16 protein-coding genes are annotated in these 17,703 nt (G+C 58.1%); 7 read left to right on the top strand and 9 right to left on the bottom strand.

Translation table 11 applies throughout. The features are described from left to right. Positions 1-9 precede the first annotated feature (9 nt). Together glyS and ES815_RS10720 are read left to right on the top strand one after the other, a co-directional pair. Positions 10-2,079, top strand: a complete 2,070-nt coding sequence (gene glyS, locus ES815_RS10715; RefSeq protein ID WP_142487781.1) for a glycine--tRNA ligase subunit beta — start codon at positions 10-12, stop codon at positions 2,077-2,079. 256 nt (positions 2,080-2,335) lie between these two features. Further along, positions 2,336-3,955 (top strand): ATP-binding cassette domain-containing protein, encoded by a 1,620-nt coding sequence (locus tag ES815_RS10720; RefSeq protein ID WP_142487782.1) that lies wholly within the window; start codon positions 2,336-2,338, stop codon positions 3,953-3,955. 41 nt (positions 3,956-3,996) lie between these two features. On the opposite strand, the gene ES815_RS10725 is transcribed toward ES815_RS10720, so the two are convergent. Then, entirely contained in the window at positions 3,997-4,287 is a 291-nt protein-coding gene (locus tag ES815_RS10725) for an HTH-type transcriptional regulator (RefSeq protein ID WP_142487783.1), read from the bottom strand. 331 nt (positions 4,288-4,618) lie between these two features. Between ES815_RS10725 and ES815_RS10730 the strand changes: the two genes are divergently transcribed. Then, positions 4,619-5,329 (top strand): DUF3053 domain-containing protein, encoded by a 711-nt coding sequence (locus ES815_RS10730; protein WP_142487784.1) that lies wholly within the window; start codon positions 4,619-4,621, stop codon positions 5,327-5,329. Between the two features lie 269 nt (positions 5,330-5,598). Then, positions 5,599-5,811, top strand: coding sequence for an RNA chaperone/antiterminator CspA (cspA, locus tag ES815_RS10735; RefSeq protein ID WP_032615822.1), 213 nt, complete (start codon positions 5,599-5,601; stop codon positions 5,809-5,811). A gap of 55 nt (positions 5,812-5,866) precedes the next feature. On the opposite strand, the gene ghrB is transcribed toward cspA, so the two are convergent. The 6 genes from ghrB to ES815_RS10765 all read right to left on the bottom strand — a co-directional run bounded on the left by ghrB (position 5,867) and on the right by ES815_RS10765 (position 11,832). Continuing rightward, complete coding sequence (ghrB, locus tag ES815_RS10740) at positions 5,867-6,841, bottom strand: glyoxylate/hydroxypyruvate reductase GhrB (RefSeq protein ID WP_142487785.1); 975 nt, start codon at positions 6,839-6,841, stop codon at positions 5,867-5,869. Between the two features lie 27 nt (positions 6,842-6,868). Next, positions 6,869-8,149, bottom strand: a complete 1,281-nt coding sequence (locus tag ES815_RS10745; protein ID WP_142487786.1) for an MFS transporter — start codon at positions 8,147-8,149, stop codon at positions 6,869-6,871. A gap of 76 nt (positions 8,150-8,225) precedes the next feature. Then, a complete protein-coding gene (locus ES815_RS10750) occupies positions 8,226-9,164 on the bottom strand; it encodes a sugar kinase (RefSeq protein ID WP_142487787.1) in 939 nt (312 codons plus the stop codon). 4 nt (positions 9,165-9,168) lie between these two features. Further along, positions 9,169-9,918 (bottom strand): sugar phosphate isomerase/epimerase family protein, encoded by a 750-nt coding sequence (locus ES815_RS10755; protein ID WP_142487788.1) that lies wholly within the window; start codon positions 9,916-9,918, stop codon positions 9,169-9,171. A gap of 102 nt (positions 9,919-10,020) precedes the next feature. After that, the gene (locus ES815_RS10760) at positions 10,021-11,037 is read right to left on the bottom strand and encodes a substrate-binding domain-containing protein (protein WP_142487789.1); all 1,017 of its coding nucleotides are present in this window, start codon (positions 11,035-11,037) and stop codon (positions 10,021-10,023) included. 132 nt (positions 11,038-11,169) lie between these two features. Then, on the bottom strand, positions 11,170-11,832 hold the full coding sequence (locus tag ES815_RS10765) for an OmpA family lipoprotein (protein ID WP_142487790.1): 663 nt from the start codon (positions 11,830-11,832) through the stop codon (positions 11,170-11,172). Between the two features lie 216 nt (positions 11,833-12,048). On the opposite strand from ES815_RS10765, the gene ES815_RS10770 reads away from it, so the two are divergent. Next, positions 12,049-14,328, top strand: a complete 2,280-nt coding sequence (locus ES815_RS10770; protein WP_260609703.1) for a molybdopterin guanine dinucleotide-containing S/N-oxide reductase — start codon at positions 12,049-12,051, stop codon at positions 14,326-14,328. On the opposite strand, the gene ES815_RS10775 is transcribed toward ES815_RS10770, so the two are convergent. Beyond that, positions 14,291-14,737 carry an N-acetyltransferase gene (locus tag ES815_RS10775; RefSeq protein ID WP_142487792.1) on the bottom strand — a complete coding sequence of 149 codons (447 nt, stop codon included), beginning with the start codon at positions 14,735-14,737 and terminating at the stop codon, positions 14,291-14,293. The genes ES815_RS10770 and ES815_RS10775 overlap by 38 nt on opposite strands. Then, the gene (tag, locus tag ES815_RS10780; RefSeq protein ID WP_142487793.1) at positions 14,715-15,296 is read right to left on the bottom strand and encodes a DNA-3-methyladenine glycosylase I; all 582 of its coding nucleotides are present in this window, start codon (positions 15,294-15,296) and stop codon (positions 14,715-14,717) included. The genes ES815_RS10775 and tag overlap by 23 nt, the downstream gene beginning before the upstream one ends. Before the next feature lie 180 nt (positions 15,297-15,476). Between tag and ES815_RS10785 the strand changes: the two genes are divergently transcribed. Beyond that, positions 15,477-16,181, top strand: coding sequence for an autotransporter domain-containing protein (locus tag ES815_RS10785; RefSeq protein WP_142487794.1), 705 nt, complete (start codon positions 15,477-15,479; stop codon positions 16,179-16,181). A 204-nt stretch (positions 16,182-16,385) separates the two neighbouring features. Continuing rightward, positions 16,386-17,588, top strand: coding sequence for an MFS transporter (locus ES815_RS10790; protein ID WP_142487795.1), 1,203 nt, complete (start codon positions 16,386-16,388; stop codon positions 17,586-17,588). The last annotated feature ends 115 nt before the right edge of the window (positions 17,589-17,703 follow it).

Consider the following 17,703-nt stretch of genomic DNA (forward strand, 5'->3'; position numbering starts at 1 on the left):
GAGGCGGCCATGTCTGAGAAAACTTTCCTGGTGGAAATCGGCACCGAAGAGCTGCCACCAAAAGCCCTGCGCAGCCTGGCGGAGTCCTTTGCTGCGAACGTGACTGCCGAGCTGGATAACGCTGGCCTCGCACACGGTAAAATCGAATGGTTTGCTGCCCCGCGCCGTCTGGCGCTGAAAGTGGCAAACCTGGCGGCTTCCCAACCCGATCGCGAAGTTGAAAAGCGCGGCCCGGCCATTGCTCAGGCGTTCGACGCTGAAGGCAAGCCGAGCAAAGCGGCAGAAGGCTGGGCGCGTGGTTGCGGGATCACCGTTGACCAGGCCGAGCGTCTGACTACCGACAAAGGCGAATGGCTGCTGTATCGCGCCCATGTGAAGGGCGAGAGCGCAGAAGCGCTGCTGCCGAACATGATCGCCACCTCGCTGGCTAAGCTGCCGATCCCAAAACTGATGCGCTGGGGCGCAAGCGACGTCCACTTCGTGCGTCCGGTTCATACCGTGACCCTGCTGCTGGGCGACACCGTGATCCCTGCCACCATTCTGGGCGTGGCGTCCGATCGCGTGATCCGCGGCCACCGCTTTATGGGCGAGCCGGAGTTCACCATCGACAATGCCGACCAGTATCCTTCAATCCTGCTGGAGCGCGGTAAGGTCATCGCTGACTATGAACAGCGTAAAGCCCGTATTAAAGCGGACGCGGAAGAAGCGGCACGTCAGATTGGCGGTAACGCCGATCTGAGCGAAAGCCTGCTGGAAGAAGTGACCTCGCTGGTGGAATGGCCGGTGGTCCTGACCGCGAAGTTTGAAGAGAAATTCCTCGCGGTACCGGCAGAAGCGCTGGTTCACACCATGAAGGGCGACCAGAAGTACTTCCCGGTCTATGCCAATGACGGCAAACTGCTGCCGAACTTCATCTTCGTGGCCAACATTGAATCGAAAGATCCGATTCAGATTATCTCCGGTAACGAGAAAGTGGTGCGTCCGCGTCTGGCGGATGCCGAGTTCTTCTTTAATACCGACCGTAAAAAGCGTCTGGAAGATCACCTCCCGCGCCTGCAGACCGTGCTGTTCCAGCAGCAGCTGGGTACGCTGCGCGACAAGACCGACCGTATCGCGGAGCTGTCCGGCTGGATCGCCCGTGAAATCGGCGCGGACGTCAACCACGCCACCCGCGCAGGCCTGCTCTCCAAGTGCGACCTGATGACCAACATGGTGTTCGAATTTACCGACACCCAGGGCGTGATGGGCATGCACTATGCGCGTCACGATGGCGAAGCGGAAGATGTGGCTGTGGCCCTGAACGAGCAGTATCAGCCGCGCTTTGCCGGTGACGATCTGCCGTCCAACCCGGTGGCCTGTGCCGTCGCGATTGCCGACAAGATGGACACCCTGGCGGGTATCTTCGGTATCGGTCAGCATCCGAAAGGCGATAAAGACCCGTTTGCGCTGCGTCGTGCTGCGCTGGGCGTGCTGCGCATCATCGTTGAGAAGAACCTCAACCTCGATCTGCAGACCCTGACTGAAGAAGCGGTGCGTCTGTACGGCGACAAGCTGACCAACGCCAACGTGGTAGATGACGTTATCGACTTTATGCTGGGCCGTTTCCGCGCCTGGTATCAGGACGAAGGTTACACCGTCGACACCATCCAGGCGGTGCTGGCGCGTCGTCCGACCCGTCCGGCTGATTTCGATGCCCGTATGAAGGCGGTTTCCCACTTCCGTACCCTGGAAGCGGCGTCTGCTCTGGCGGCGGCCAACAAGCGTGTATCCAATATTCTGGCGAAGTCCGATGAAAAGCTGAACGAGCGTGTCAACGCCGCGACGCTGAAAGAGCCGGAAGAGATCGCCCTGGCGATGCAGGTTGTGGTACTGCGCGACAAGCTGGAGCCGGTCTTCGCGGAAGGTCGCTACCAGGAAGCGCTGGTGGAGCTGGCCGAACTGCGCGACGTGATCGACGCCTTCTTCGAGAAAGTGATGGTGAACGTAGAAGATAAAGATCTGCGTATCAACCGTCTCTCGATGCTCGAAAAACTGCGCGAGCTGTTCCTGCGCGTGGCGGATATTTCCCTGCTGCAGTAATGCGCCCTTTTCCCGGCGGCGCTACGCTTGCACGGGCACCGGGAGTGCTAGAAACCCGCTTCGGCGGGTTTTTTTATGCCGTGCCGTTGAAAATTTAACCTTGAAACGGTCAACAAATTACCGTTATCCTTATCCACGTTAACTTTCTCCCCCTGGAGCGCCCCCCAAAAATGAACAACCACGACTGATGAATTTCGATCCTTGCTAAACGCCACCGCGTCGGCAGGGGATGTTTTGATTTCATTCAGGAGTGCTTATGGCTCATTTTGCGCAATCCCCTTCTTTTATTTTGCATCAGGTCACCTGTCAGTTTGCGACGGGCGATACCCTTTTTGGTCCGCTGAATTTCTCGCTGGAGTCGTCGCTCTGCGCGCTGGTTGGCCGCAACGGCAGCGGTAAGACCCGGCTCCTGCGCCTGCTGGCCGGTCTGGACGAGCCTGCCAGCGGTCATATCGAACGTTTCGGCACGCACAGCTATGTTGCGCAACAGCACGATATTTCTCCGCAAACCACGCTGGCCGGGCTACTTGGCTATGAGGATATCTTTGCGGCCCGGGCGCGGATCGATAGCGGTGATTACCAGCCTGACGATTTAGAGCGCCTGGAGGGTTTCTGGGATATCGCCGAACGGCTGAGCGAGGCATTCAGGGACGCGCAGCTTCCGACGTTTACACCCGACAAACCGGCTTCCGAACTGAGCGGCGGTGAGCGGATTCGCGCTCTGCTGTGCGGCGCGTTTACGGCGAATACGGATTATCTGCTGCTGGATGAACCGACCAACCACCTCGACCGACAGGGGCGGGAGTGGTTTTACGCTCAGCTTGCCCGCCATACCGGCGGCGTGCTGGTCGCATCCCACGATCGTGAGCTGCTGGCGCAGGTGCCGCGCATACTGGAACTCAGCGCTTCCGGTTTGCACAGCTATGGCGGGAATTATGCCGATTATCAGCGTCAGCGGGATGCGGAACAGCAGGCTGCCCGAGCGGCGCTGGATCATGCAACTCACGAGCGCAAACGCACCCGCACACGTCAGCAGAAAGAGCATGACGACAGCCTGCGCCGCTCGGCTAAAACCCTGCGCACGGTGGATACCCTTAATATCGCCTCGTTTGAGCGCGTGAAATATAAAGGGGCGGCAAAGGAGCGTCCAGGCGCATGGCGCAAACAGCATCACGATCAACAGGATGCGTTGAATGCTGCGGTCAATCAGGCGCGGGAGCGGGTCGAAGAGGAAAACCCGGTGATGTTTACCCTGCCGGGCAGCCAGATTGCGGAGGGCAAACAGGTGCTGGTGCTGGACGATCTGGTGCTGCCGTATGTCACGATGCTGCCGCTCACCTGGCGCATGGACGGGCCGAGGCGGGTGGCCCTGCGCGGGCCGAACGGCTGCGGGAAATCTACCCTGCTGAAAGCGATCCTCGGGGAGTGCGCGCCCGTCGCCGGGACCTGCCGCGTGTCGGTCAACACGGCGTACCTCGACCAGCATTTATCGCAGCTGGATCTGACGCAGTCGGTTATCAGCCATCTCAATCTGCACAACACGCCGCTTGAGGAGGGCGTGCTGCGCAGCCGGTTGGCGCAACTCCAGCTGGGTGCCGGGAAAGTTACGCTGCCGCTGGCAGAGCTGAGCGGCGGCGAGCGGTTAAAAGCAGCGCTTGCCTGCGTCCTGTGGCGGGAAGAGGCGACGCAGCTGTTGCTGCTTGATGAACCGACCAACCACCTGGACCTGGCCTCAACGCAGGCTATCGAGGCGGCGCTGGCAGGCTTTGCAGGCGCACTGCTGGTGGTGTCGCATGACGATCATTTTCTGAACGGGCTGAACCTGACGGATGAACTGGTATGGCTGGATGGGGAGTGGCGTGCTGAACGGCGGTGACAAAAACATAAACCCCCGCAAATGCGGGGGCAAAAACAACTTCATTCAGTCAACTGCTTGCGGAGTGCCGGGTTAGCCTGAATCAGACTCATCAGCTTCAGCTCGGTCATAGAGGGCTTCACTCTTTTCGATTCCCACTCCTGAACCATTGCTACGCTGACACCCATTGCTCGGGCGAAATCATCTGTTTTCATCCCTGTCCCTTTGCGTAAGCGCTCAAATTCCGTAAAGGGGTTAGACTTTTGCGAACGGGTCACCGTCTGCGGTACATCTTTAAAAACAATCTGTTCCAGACTGCTTAGCAGATCGAACATAGGATCTTTTAATTCCATTGAGGACTCCTCTTAAATCACACTGCGGGATCGTGAACATAGAGAGCAATTTAAGAATAGTCGCTAAAACTGACAGGAGATCGTAACGTACGTGATTAATTTTGAGAGATACGTTTCGCTCGCTTGTTTTCGGTGTGAGCACCAGTGCTAATGACTTGATTATTCAGTAGCGCAATAGCATCAGGTATATTTTTGTAAATCGTAAGAATTTATATGGCAATAGCCGTTTTACATGAAAAGGGTATCTTGCAGGCCTGACCTGGACTATTCTTGTCAGCGTCGGGCACGCCTGTGCCGGTGTGCGCTTTTTTGGGTGAAAGGAGTAATAACAATGGCGACAGGAAAGCCCTGCTCTCGCTGGTTTGCGCCGCTTGCGGCGTTATTAATGGTGGTTAGCCTGAGTGGGTGTTTCGATAAGGAAGGCGATCAGCGCAAAGCGTTTATCGATTTCCTGCAAAATACTGCGATGCGCAGTGGCGAGCGTTTGCCAACGCTGACTGCGGATCAGAAAAAACAGTTTGGTCCCTTCGTTTCCGACTATGCCATTTTGTACGGCTATTCACAGCAGGTGAATCAGGCGATGGACGCCGGTCTGCGTCCGGTGGTGGACAGCGTGAATGCGATTCGCGTCCCGCAGGACTATGTGACCCAGCGTGAGCCGCTGAGCCAGTCAAACGGCGCACTGGGTGTGCTGGGCCAGCAGCTGCAGAACGCCAAAATGCAGGCCGATGGCGCGCGCTCTGCGCTGAAACAGGGCGAAGACCTGAAACCTGTGTTCGACAAAGTGTATGAAAAGGTGGTGACCAAACCTGCCGATGCGCTGCAGCCACTCATTCCGGCCGCGCAGATCTTCACTCAGCAGCTGGTACAGGTGGCGGATTATATTTCGCAGCAGGGTACCCAGGTAAGCTTTGTCTCGAACGGCATCCAGTTCCCGACCTCGCAGCAGGCCAGCCAGTACAATACGCTGATTGGGCCGCTTGCAGCACAGCACCAGGCGTTTAGCCAGGCCTGGGGCGCGGCGATGGCCGCAACGGAATAACGTCAGACGCGCACATTGCCAGAATAAAAACCCCGCTGAAAAGCGGGTTTTTTATTCTGCCAGAAAATAAAGCTTGTCTTTGATCCCGTAACTATGTTTAATAGTCCTCGTCGGTTTGTTACACAGACCTAAAGCAGTTTAGTTAAGCAGTCCAGATGCGTTATCCTTAGATACCCTTCGTAGTGACCCTTCCTTCATCGCTTAAAAATCTGTAACACATTCCATCATCGCGCCGGAAGGCAAAACAAATTTTTAAAAAGGTAATATCTATGTCTGGTAAAATGACTGGTCTGGTAAAATGGTTCAACGCTGATAAAGGTTTCGGCTTCATCACTCCTGACGATGGCTCTAAAGACGTGTTCGTACACTTCTCTGCTATCCAGAACGATGGCTACAAATCTCTGGACGAAGGTCAGAAAGTTTCCTTCACCATCGAAAGCGGCGCTAAAGGCCCAGCAGCTGGTAACGTTGTAAGCCTGTAAGCTTCCAACTCAGCTAAAAGAATTTAAAAACCCGCCTCTGGCGGGTTTTTTTCGTTCAGGGTTTGGCCTGTGGATTCACGCAGTTTTTATCGACCTTGCCCTGCAGGGCGTCGATCAGGTTATCCACCGCACAGGCTGCCATGTTGTAGCGCGTCTCGTGCGTCGCCGAGCCAATGTGTGGCAGTGCCACTACGTTAGGCATCTTCAGCAGCTCTGAGCTGGCCGGCAGCGGCTCCTGCTCGAACACGTCCAGCCCTGCGGCGTGGATCTCACCATTTTTCAGCGCTGCAATCAGCGCCTGCTCATCCACCACCGGCCCACGACCTGCATTAATAAAGATGGCGGACTTCTTCATCTTCTCAAACTGCGCTTTGCCCATCAGATGATGCGTCTCATCGGTCAGGGGCAGGATCAGGCAGACAAAGTCCGCTTCCTGTAACAGCGTGTCCAGGTCGCAGTGGCGGGCGTTAAAACGCTCCTCGGCCTCTTTATGCTGGCGACGTGCGTTGTAGAGGATCGGCATGTTGAAACCGAAGTGGGCGCGCTGCGCCAGCGCCAGGCCGATGCGGCCCATCCCGACGATACCCAGCGTTTTGCCGTGCACGTCGGTGCCGAACCAGTCCGGGCCGATGCTTTTGGTCCACTCCCCGGCCTTAACGCGTTCGGCCACTTCCACCACCCGACGCGCGCTGCTGAGTACCAGCGCCATCAGCGTATCGGCCACGGTTTCGGTCAGTACGGTTGGCGTGTGCATCAGCAGGACGTTACGGGCATTCAGCGCATCGACGTCGAAGTTGTCATAGCCCACCGAAATAGTGGAGGTTGCACGAAGCGCCGGCATTTTCTCCAGCAGCGCGGCATCCACTTTTTCGCTGGAGCCAAGCAGCCCGACGGCACCGGCGAACGCGTCAGCGTGTTGCTGCACCGTCTCCGGGCTCAGGTTGTTGACCCGGGTAACGGTGAAATGATCTTCAAGGCGCTGCTGTAACGCATCAGGCAGGGCTTTATACAAAATGACGGACGGCTTCATGCTAATCTCCGTTGATTTTAAAAGGGTTCAGGCGTGGCGTGCGCCGACGGGAAGGTTCTGATTATTAGCAGGCTTAACAATTAAAGTAAGCCACACTGAGGCAAAAAGCGCCACCCCCATAAAGATGTACGAGGCCGACGGGCTGCCGGTTGCGCCATTCAGATAACCCACGAACCATGAACCAAAGAACGAGCCCAGCGCCCCCATGCTGTTGATCAGCGCCATCGCGCCGCCCGCCACGTTACGCGGCAGCATTTCCGGGATGATGGCAAAGAACGGACCATAAGGGGCGTACATTGCGGCACCGGCGATCACCAGCAGCGTATAGGAAACCCAGAAGTGGTTTGCGCCCACCGCCCAGGAACCGATAAAGGCGCAGGCAGCAATTAACAGCAGCGGCCAGACGAACAGCTTACGGTTTTGCAGTTTATCCGACGCCCAGGAGACCACGATCATGGCGATGGTCGCGGCCAGATACGGCACGGATGACAGCCAGCCGACCTCGACCATACCGAGGTTATCGCCCGCGCTACGGATGATGGAAGGCAGCCACAGAACAAAACCGTAAACCCCGATGCTCCAGGTGAAGTACTGCATGCACAGCAGCACCACGTTGCGTGACCGGAAGGCTTCGCCGTAGTTGCGCACCGCTTTCAGCCCCTGCTGCTCTTTATCTAGCTGCGCCTGCAGGGCCGCTTTTTCATCTTCAGAGAGCCATTTGGCCTGCGCCGGTTTGTCTTTCACCAGCACCCACCAGCAGAAGGCCCAGATCACCGCCGGAACGCCCTCAATAATGAACATTTCGCGCCAGCCGAAGGACTGGATCAGATACCCGGAGACTACCGACATCCACAGCACCGTGACCGGGTTACCGAGAATAAGGAAGGTATTGGCGCGCGAGCGTTCGGATTTGGTAAACCAGTTGCTGATGTAGATCAGCATCGCGGGCATAACTGCCGCTTCCACCACGCCGAGAATAAAGCGAATGGCCGCCAGCGCCGGGATGTTATTCACTACCCCGGTGAGTGACGCACAGGCCCCCCAGAGGATCAGGCAAACGAAGATCAGTTTGCGCACGCTGCGGCGTTCGGCGTAAATCGCGCCGGGGATCTGGAAGAAGAAATAGCCGAGGAAGAACAGGGCGCCCAGCAGCGAGGAGACGCCTTTGGTGATCCCCAGATCTTCGGTGATGCCTGCGGCGGACGCGAAGCTGAAGTTCGCGCGGTCGAGATACGCCAGGCTGTACGTGATGAACACGACAGGCATGATGTACCACCAGCGTTTTACTGCATTTGTTGCACTGTTCATAGGCTTGCCTCTGTGGTTGAGGGAGTAACCGCCGCTGTCTGTAGGGTACAGGGTGGCTTAATTATGTTGCGGGGAGTTATTCCCCTAACTGTTCCCGGGTGGGTAATCCTTCGCTGTCGCCCTGAACCTGGATCGCCAGCGAGCCGATGATATTGCCGCGAGTGATAGCCTGATGGAGCGTTTTCCCCTCCAGCAGGGCACTGACCACGCCAACGGCAAAGCCATCTCCCGCGCCGACGGTATCGACGACGTTTTCGACCTTCACCGCCGCTACGGCTCCTTGCTCACCGTTGGCGGTTTTAAACCAGGCGCCGTCGGCCCCGGTCTTCAGGATCACCGCCTTCACGCCCCGGTTCAGGTAAAAATCCGCGATCCCTTCCGGCGTCTTTTCCCCGGTCAGGATCTGGCCCTCTTTCACGCCGGGTAATACCCAGTCGGCCTGGAAGGCGAGGTGGTTCAGCTTTTCCACCATCTCCGCTTCGCTTTTCCACAGCACCGGGCGCAGGTTCGGGTCGAATGAAATGGTTTTGCCCGCCGCTTTCATGGCGCCCGCGGCATGATCGAGCAGGGCATACGAGCTGGCAGACAGCGCCGCCGCCACGCCGCTCAGATGCAGATGCCTTGCCGCGGTAAACCAGATGGGGTTGAAGTCCTCTACCGACAGGTGGCTGGCCGCCGAGCCTTTGCGGAAGTACTCCACAATGGGATCGGTTCCATCAGTGACTTTCGATTTGAGCTGGAAGCCCGTCGGATACCGGTCGTCCAGGGTCACGCCTGCGGTTTCGATCCCCTCTTTTTTCAGGGTGTCGAGCACAAACTGACCGAAGCTGTCATTGCCCACGCGGCTCACCCAGCCCACCTTCAGGCCAAGGCGCGCCAGCCCGGTGGCGACATTCAGTTCGGCACCGGCAACGCGCTTGATAAAGTGGTCGACGGCACTGAGTTCGCCGGTCTTCGTGGCGACAAACATGGCCATGGCTTCGCCAATGGTGATGACATCCAGAGCGTGCGGCATGGGATTACTCCTCGCGCAGTAAATTGACGTAGTGACGGGTGACAGCCGTCAGGTCTGGTCCTTCCAGCGGGAATTCGATTCCGCGCGGGGCGTCGGAGGGGAGCTGATCCAGCAGCGCCTGCCAGCGGGCATCATCGTTATCCGGCGGCACGGCACGATACTGTTGCTGATGGGGAACGGCGGCTTTAACGTGGATATAGCTCACCGCAGGCGCCAGATGCTTCGCGGCCTCCTCCGGAGATTCACCTACCCACAGCCAGTTGCCCATATCAAAGGTCAGCGTGACCGGCAGATTCATCACCCGGCACGCCGCCTTGAAACGCTGCATCGGGGCCAGTTGGCCGCAGCGCGTCTGGTCGTTTTCCACCACCAGCGTCATGCCGGTTTCATCGAGTAGGACGCGCAGCGCATCGAGCTGCTGCTTATCGCTGAAGTGGCCGAGAGAGACTTTCAGCCACAGGGCATTAAGCGTCGCGGCTTCGGCAAGGTAGCGGGGCAGCATGGGATTGAGGGTGCCGTCCGGGGTAAAGAGGGCATCGGGGGCGGAGTAGCAGGCCAGCAGACCGAGCAGTTCAATGGATCCGGCAAGCGTAGGGAGGGACGCCAGTTCGGCGTCGCTAAATAACTCCCGGCGGATCTCGACCCCGTCGGCACCCGCGCCGGCGATGACGTGCAGCATGGCGCGCTGGCCACCTGCTTCACGTACCTTGTCAGCGCCATACGCGGCGGTGACAACAATAATTTTTCTGCCCATTGGCGGACTCCATCACGTAGCTGATACTCTTTACGCTAGATGGAACCGGTTCCAAAGAAAAGTTCAGTATGCTGGATTTATGATCGCCATCACGAAGGGAACTTAACGCGCCGTGGAACCGCGCACGATCAGTTCGCCGGAGAAGACCTGCTCGCGCACAGCCTCATCGGCACCGTTGATCCGGCGGACTACCTGCTCGACGGCGGCAAAGCCAATCTGCCAGGTGGGCTGTTTGAGGGTGGTAATGCCCACGCCTGCCAGCTCGGCCCACTCCAGCTCGTCAAAGCCCAGCAGACCGATGTCGCTGCCCCAGTGCAGGCCAATGCGCTTCAGCGAACGGGCGATCTGTAGCGTTAACGCGCCGTTAGCGGAGATGACCGCCTTGCGCATCCCGCGATGGCGGGTGTGAAACTGGCGCAGGGCGTTGTCCAGCTGCTCAGACTCGTGAAGGGGGATTTCGACGTTTTCAGCAACCACGCCGGCATAGCGGGCCAGGGTGGTGCGAAAGGCGCTCAGGCGCTCGCGGCGGGTATTGACCATTCCCAGCGGCTCGCTCAGGAACAGGATCGCTTCAAAACCCTGTTCAATCAGGTGCTCGGTGGCGGTAGTGGCGGCCTGGGTGTTATCCAGTCCCACCACATCGCAGGCGAAATCGGGGATTTTGCGATCAATCAGCACCATCGGCAGGGCGGACTGTTGCAGGCGGTTCAGCCCCTCCTCGCGCATCCCCACGGCGTTGACCACGATGCCCTCCACCTGATAGCTGCGCAGCAGATCGAGGTAGTGCAGCTCCTGATCGACTTCGTTATTGGTATTACACACCAGCGGGGTGAATCCTTTTTCCCTGCAGGCGGCTTCGATGCCGCTGAGGACATTAACGGAGTAGGGATTAGTGATATCGGCGATGATAAGCCCAATAAGACGGGTGCGGCCATGCTTCAGACCCCGGGCCATCAGGCTCGGGCGGTAGTCGAGTTCGGCAATAGCGTGTTCAATACGGGCCAGTAGCGCGTCGGAAAGCAGGTGTTTTTCGCCGTTGAGATAACGGGAGATGCTGGTTTTACCGGTTTTCGCGGCTTTCGCCACGTCGCTGATGGTGGGCCGTGTTGATTTGCTCATCGCTGATTTCCTTGCTATTGGTGCGTACACCTTAGCGCGAAAATGCCCGGTGGCGCTACGCTTACCGGGCCTACGGAGTCAGAGCGAGATTTTCCAGGCCGGGTAAGGCGAAGCCGCCACCCGGCAATAAACTTACTGCACCGGGCTTAAGGTGATCTCAACGCGGCGGTTCTGCGCTTTGCCTTCCGCCGTGCTGTTGCTGGCGATTGGGTTCGCCGGGCCCATGCCGCTGGTGCGGATGCGGGTCGCCGCGACGTTCTGGGTGATCAGCGCGCTGGCTACCGCGTCCGCACGCTGCTGGGAGAGACGCATGTTCAGATCCTGGCTGCCGGTGCTGTCGGTATAACCCAGCACGTTCACCGCGGTTTTTTCGTACTCTTTCAACACCATCGCCACGCCGGTCAGGGTGTTGGCACCCGCCGGTTTCAGCGTTGCGCTGTTACTGTCGAAGGTGACGTTATTCGGCATATTCAGAATGATGTTGTCGCCGCTACGGGTGACGCTCACGCCGGTACCCTGCATTTTGTCGCGCAGCTTCGCTTCCTGCACGTCCATGTAATAACCGGCACCGCCGCCCAGCGCTGCGCCTGCTGCGGCACCAATCAGGGCGCCTTTACCGCGATCTTTTTTCGAGGAGGAGAGGACACCTACACCTGCGCCTACCAGGGAGCCGATGCCTGCGCCAATGCCTGATTTACCCGCTTCGCGTTCGCCGGTGTATGGGTTGGTGGTGCAGCCTGAAACAACCAGTGCGCCGCTGACTACGGCGGCAATCATAAGTGCGCTTTTTTTCATCTTCTTTCCTTAAGCTTTTTTATTCTTTGCCACGACGGGCGTGGCGGTTGATTATGACGTGCAGTTACGGAGAAAATTCCGGGGATAACTCTTAAATTTGTGTCAAATCATAAACAGTCTCAATGAAGGCTGAGAAAACCTGCAACCGGCAATCCAGGAGCACACGCTGTGACCACTTCTACAAAAACCATTCTGACGGCAGCCCACTGGGGGCCCATGCTGGTCGAAACCGACGGCGATACGGTGATCTCATCCCGTGGCGCGTTGCCGACGCAGCACCCTAACTCCCTGCAAACCGCAGTGCGCGACCAGGTGCACAGCAAAGCCCGCGTGCGCTGGCCGATGGTCCGTAAGGGATTTCTGGCGTCGCCGGATAATCCACAGGGCGTGCGCGGGCAGGATGAGTTTGTGCGCGTCAGCTGGGATCAGGCGCTGGATCTTATCGACGCGCAGCACAAACGTATTCGTGAGAACTATGGTCCGTCGTCCATTTTTGCCGGGTCGTATGGCTGGCGCTCGAACGGCGTGCTGCACAAGGCCGCGACCCTGCTTCAACGCTATATGAGCCTGGCGGGCGGCTACACCGGTCATCTGGGGGATTATTCCACCGGCGCGGCACAGGCCATCATGCCTTATGTGGTGGGCGGCAACGAGGTGTACCAGCAGCAGACCAGCTGGCCGCTGGTGCTGGAGCACAGCGACGTGGTGGTGCTGTGGAGTGCCAACCCGCTTAACACCCTGAAAATAGCCTGGAACGCCAGCGACGAGCAGGGGATCCCGTACTTCGACGCGCTGCGTAAAAGCGGCAAGCGCCTGATCTGTATCGATCCGATGCGCTCCGAAACCATGGATTTCTTTGGCGAGAGCGCCGAGTGGATCGCCCCGCATATGGGCACTGATGTGGCGATGATGCTCGGTATCGCCCATACGCTGGTGGAGAACGGCTGGCAGGACGAGGAATTCCTCGCGCGCTGTACTAGCGGTTATGAAAAATTTGCCGACTACCTGACCGGGGAAACGGACGGTATCGCCAAAACCGCCGATTGGGCTGCCGACATCTGCGGCGTTCCGGCAGCGAAAATTCGTGAACTGGCAGCGTTGTTCCACAGCAATACCACTATGCTCATGTCCGGCTGGGGGATGCAGCGCCAGCAGTTTGGCGAGCAGAAACACTGGATGCTGGTCACCCTCGCGGCGATGCTCGGTCAGATCGGCACCCCGGGCGGCGGCTTTGGTCTTTCGTACCACTTTGCCAACGGCGGAAACCCGACGCGGCGCGCGGCGGTGCTGGCCTCCATGCAGGGCTCGGTCAAGGGCGGGACGGACGCGGTGGATAAATTCCCGGTCGCTCGCATCGTGGAGGCGCTGGAAAACCCGGGCGGCTTCTATCAGCACAACGGGCTGGATCGCCACTTCCCGGACATTCGCTTCGTCTGGTGGGCGGGCGGCGCCAACTTTACCCATCACCAGGACACTAATCGTCTGATCCGCGCCTGGCAAAAGCCGGAGCTGGTGGTGATCTCCGAGTGCTTCTGGACCGCGGCGGCGAAGCATGCCGATATCGTGCTGCCAGCCACCACCTCGTTTGAACGTAACGACATGACCATGACCGGCGACTACAGCAACCAGCATATGGTGCCGATGAAGCGGGTCGTGCCGCCGCGCGATGAAGCGCGTGACGATCTTGAGGTATTTGCCGAGCTGAGCGAGCGCTGGGAGCAGGGCGGCGGTGAGCGCTTTACCGAGGGCAAAACCGATCTGGAGTGGCTTGAGACCTTCTATCAGATCGCCGGGCAGCGCGGCGCGGCACAGGGGGTGACGCTGGCACCCTTTGCCGAATTCTGGGAAGCCAATGCCATCGTTGAAATGCCGGAGTCTGACGAGAACGCGAAGTTCGTGCGCTTCGCTGATTTCCGTCGCGATCCTGTGAGCCATCCGCTGAAAACCGAGAGCGGCAAAATTGTGATCCACTCCGAGCGTATCGCCAGCTACCAGTATGCCGACTGTCCGCCGCACCCGATGTGGCTGGAGCCGGACGAGTGGCATGGCAACGCCGAGCCGGAGCAGCTGCAGATCCTGTCTGCTCATCCGGCGCACCGTCTGCACAGCCAGCTGAACTACTCCTCACTGCGCGAGCAGTATGCAGTGGCCGGGCGCGAGCCGGTGACGCTACACCCGGATGATGCCAAAGCGCGCGGCATTGCCGATGGCGACGTGGTGCGCGTCTGGAACCATCGCGGTCAGGTGCTGGCCGGGGCGGTGGTCAGCGACGGCATCAAGCCGGGCGTGATCTGCATTCATCAGGGGGCGTGGCCGGACCTGGATGCTGAAAATGGCGGAATTTGTAAGAACGGGGCGGTCAACGTGCTGACCAAAGATCTCCCCAGCTCGAAGCTGGGGAACGGCTGTGCGGGAAATACCGCGCTGGCGTGGCTGGAAAAATATCAGGGGCCGACGCTTACGCTGACGGCGTTTGATCCGCCTGCCAGCTCATAAGCCAGGTCGGGTGTTGGGTATCTTCCTGCCAGGCGCTATCTTCAATCCGAAAGCCCTGAGCATGGTAGAAATTCACCGCCCGGCTGTTCTTCTGGTAAACCTCCAGGCTTAACGACGGGTAGCGCTGCTGCACATGGTGGATCAGCGCATGCCCGATCCCCTTTCCGGCATACGCCGGATCGACAAAGAGCGCGCCGACAAAGGCCGACTCCATCACGCTGATGAAGCCCCGAAGCTGGCCTTCCTCTTCCCACACCCAGGTCTCTGCCGACGGCAGATAGACTTCCCGCACGACCGCCTCGCTCTCCTGCCAGTACTGCGCATCAATAAAGGGGTGGGCGACGGTGGTGCTCTCCAGCCAGAGGGTCAGCAGAGGTTCGACATCGTCACTGAGCCATTTGCGGATCATGTTGACCTCCAGGATGACAGTGGCAGGCGGTGACGTGATCGTTAACCAGCCCGCAGGCCTGCATAAAGGAGTAACAGATGGTGGTGCCGACGAACTTAAAGCCGCGCTTTTTCAGCGCTTTCGACAGGGCATCAGAGGCGGGCGTAGAGGTGGGGATCTCTGCCAGCGTTGCCGCCTGGGTCACCTGCGGGGTGTTATCGACGAAGGACCAGACGAAATCACAGAACCGCTCGCCGTTCTCTTCCATCGCCAGGGAAGCCCGGGCGTTGCCGATAATGGCCTCGATTTTGCCGCGATGGCGGATAATGCCTGCATCCAGCACTAACCTGTCGACGTCCGCAGTGGTCATCCCGGCGACAAGAACCGGATCGAACCGGTGGAAGGCCTGGCGATAATTTTCCCGTTTCTTAAGCACGGTGATCCAGGATAATCCGGCCTGCTGGCCCTCAAGGCAGATCATCTCAAACAAATTCTTTCCGTCAGTTTCCGGCACGCCCCACTCCTTATCGTGATAGGCGATGTAGAGCGGATCCTGGCTAACCCAGCCACAACGTTGCATCGGTTCTCTCCCTTGTTGCTCCTGAAATTACAAAAATTTCAATCGACCCGGCTTGACGTGTCACCTAAAGAGACAATAGTTAATACAGGCTGATACGCAACATTCTTCATGTAGCCGCGTAGCCTCACTATAAACAATCACAAATATCGCCGAATTCGGCTCTTCTCTGGAGTCGCTTTGATGATTATAAAAAAAATAAGTGGCCGCCATGCCGTAACCGGTCTGGTGAGTTTCTTGGCCTGTCTGCTGACAGGCAACACAGCAAATGCCTGGCAACAGGAATATATCGTTTCGGATACAAAAAGTAATACCACTGAGCGTTATACATGGGATGACGATCACCAACCGCGTTACGAGGATATTCTCAAAGAGCGGATCCTCTCTTCACAGAATATGCCCGGTCTGGCGCTGAATTTGCCCGATTCGTCACCGGCAGAGGCGACCAGCACGATGAGCGTGGGCTGGAGTATTCCCGTTGCCCGCCGTTTCACCACCGGACCGGTTGCCGCCTGGCATTACGATGGCTCCACGCCCAATATGTACAACGAGTTTGGCGACAGCGTGAACACGCAGTCGCTCACCGACCCGCTGTGGCATGCCAGCGTGAGTACGCTGGGCTGGCGCGTCGATACGCGCCTGGGCGATGTGCGGCCATGGGCGCAAATCAGCTATAACCAGCAGTTCGGCGATAACCAGTGGAAGATGCAGTCCGGGTTGGGGCGCCTGGCACCCTCAACGCAGTACGGCAACTGGATGGATGTCACCGTCGGGGCCGATATGCTGATCAACCCGTATATGGCGGCCTATGCTTCGATGTCGCAGGCCGAAAACATGTCCACCGGAGAAGATTATCTCTATACCCTCGGCGTCAGCGCGAGATTCTGAAACCCGTGGATGAATGACCTGAGCGACTCCGGGTTCATCTTTTTCGGGGCGGGTTCAGACAGCAGTCCAGGTCATTCATTCCTGATTTTCGGCATTTCATTCCGGCACCTCTGCATTTCATGCCGTTTTACCCCTGCTCATGTAGGGTTTTGGTTATCGTTGTCAGCAGTGAATTTCCCTTTTTTCTGCTGCAGGACAACTGCCATGAATACCTCAAATTACAACCGCACCCGCTGGCTGACCCTTATCGGCACCATCGTGACCCAGTTTGCCCTGGGTTCAGTCTACACCTGGAGTCTGTTTAACAGCGCACTCTCCGAAAAACTCGATGCCCCGGTCAGCCAGGTCGCCTTCTCCTTTGGCTTGCTGAGCCTGGGTCTGGCGCTCTCATCTTCCATTGCCGGTAAATTACAGGAACGCTTCGGCGTGAAGCGCGTCACTATGGCTTCCGGGATTTTGCTGGGGGTCGGCTTCTTCCTGACCGCCCACTCCAGCAACCTGATGATGCTGTGGCTGAGCGCCGGGGTGCTGGTGGGGCTGGCGGATGGCGCTGGCTACCTGTTAACCCTGTCGAACTGCGTGAAATGGTTCCCGGAGCGTAAGGGGCTGATCTCCGCCTTCGCCATTGGCTCTTATGGTCTCGGCAGCCTGGGCTTTAAGTTTATCGACAGCCATCTGCTGGCCACCGTCGGTCTGGAAAAGACCTTCATGATCTGGGGCGCTATCGTGCTGGTGATGATCCTGTTCGGGGCCACGCTGATGAAAGATGCCCCACAGCAGGAAGTTAAATCCGTTAACGGCGTGGTTGAGAATGACTTCACCCTGGCCCAGTCCATGCGTAAACCACAGTACTGGATGCTGGCGGTGATGTTCCTGACCGCCTGCATGAGTGGTCTGTATGTGATTGGCGTGGCGAAAGATATCGCTCAGGGGATGGTGAAACTGGATGCCGCAACGGCGGCCAACGCGGTCACCATTATCTCTATCGCCAACCTCTCTGGCCGCCTGGTGCTGGGGATCCTCTCCGATAAGATTGCCCGTATCCGCGTAATTACTCTCGGCCAGGTGGTGTCGCTGGTAGGCATGGCAGCGCTGTTATTCGCCCCGCTCAACGAAGTGACCTTCTTCGCCGCTATCGCCTGCGTCGCGTTTAACTTCGGCGGCACCATTACCGTATTCCCGTCGCTGGTAAGTGAATTCTTCGGCCTGAATAACCTGGCGAAAAACTACGGCGTTATTTATTTAGGCTTTGGTATCGGCAGTATTTGCGGTTCGCTTATTGCTTCGCTGTTTGGCGGCTTTTATGTCACCTTCTGCGTTATATTCGCCCTGCTAATCCTCTCCCTGGCGCTTTCCACCACTATTCGCCAGCCGCAGCGCGAAATATTTAAAGAAGCGCATGCCTGATTGAAACTCCCTCTAAAGGCCGGATATTCCGGCCTTTTTTGTTTCTTCGGGAGGCAAAGAACAGGCCGCAGGTATGTCATCGGACTTGTTTTTTTGTAAATATTTGCAGGGATCA

Source organism: Leclercia adecarboxylata, assembly GCF_006874705.1.
Taxonomy (GTDB): domain Bacteria; phylum Pseudomonadota; class Gammaproteobacteria; order Enterobacterales; family Enterobacteriaceae; genus Enterobacter; species Enterobacter adecarboxylatus_C.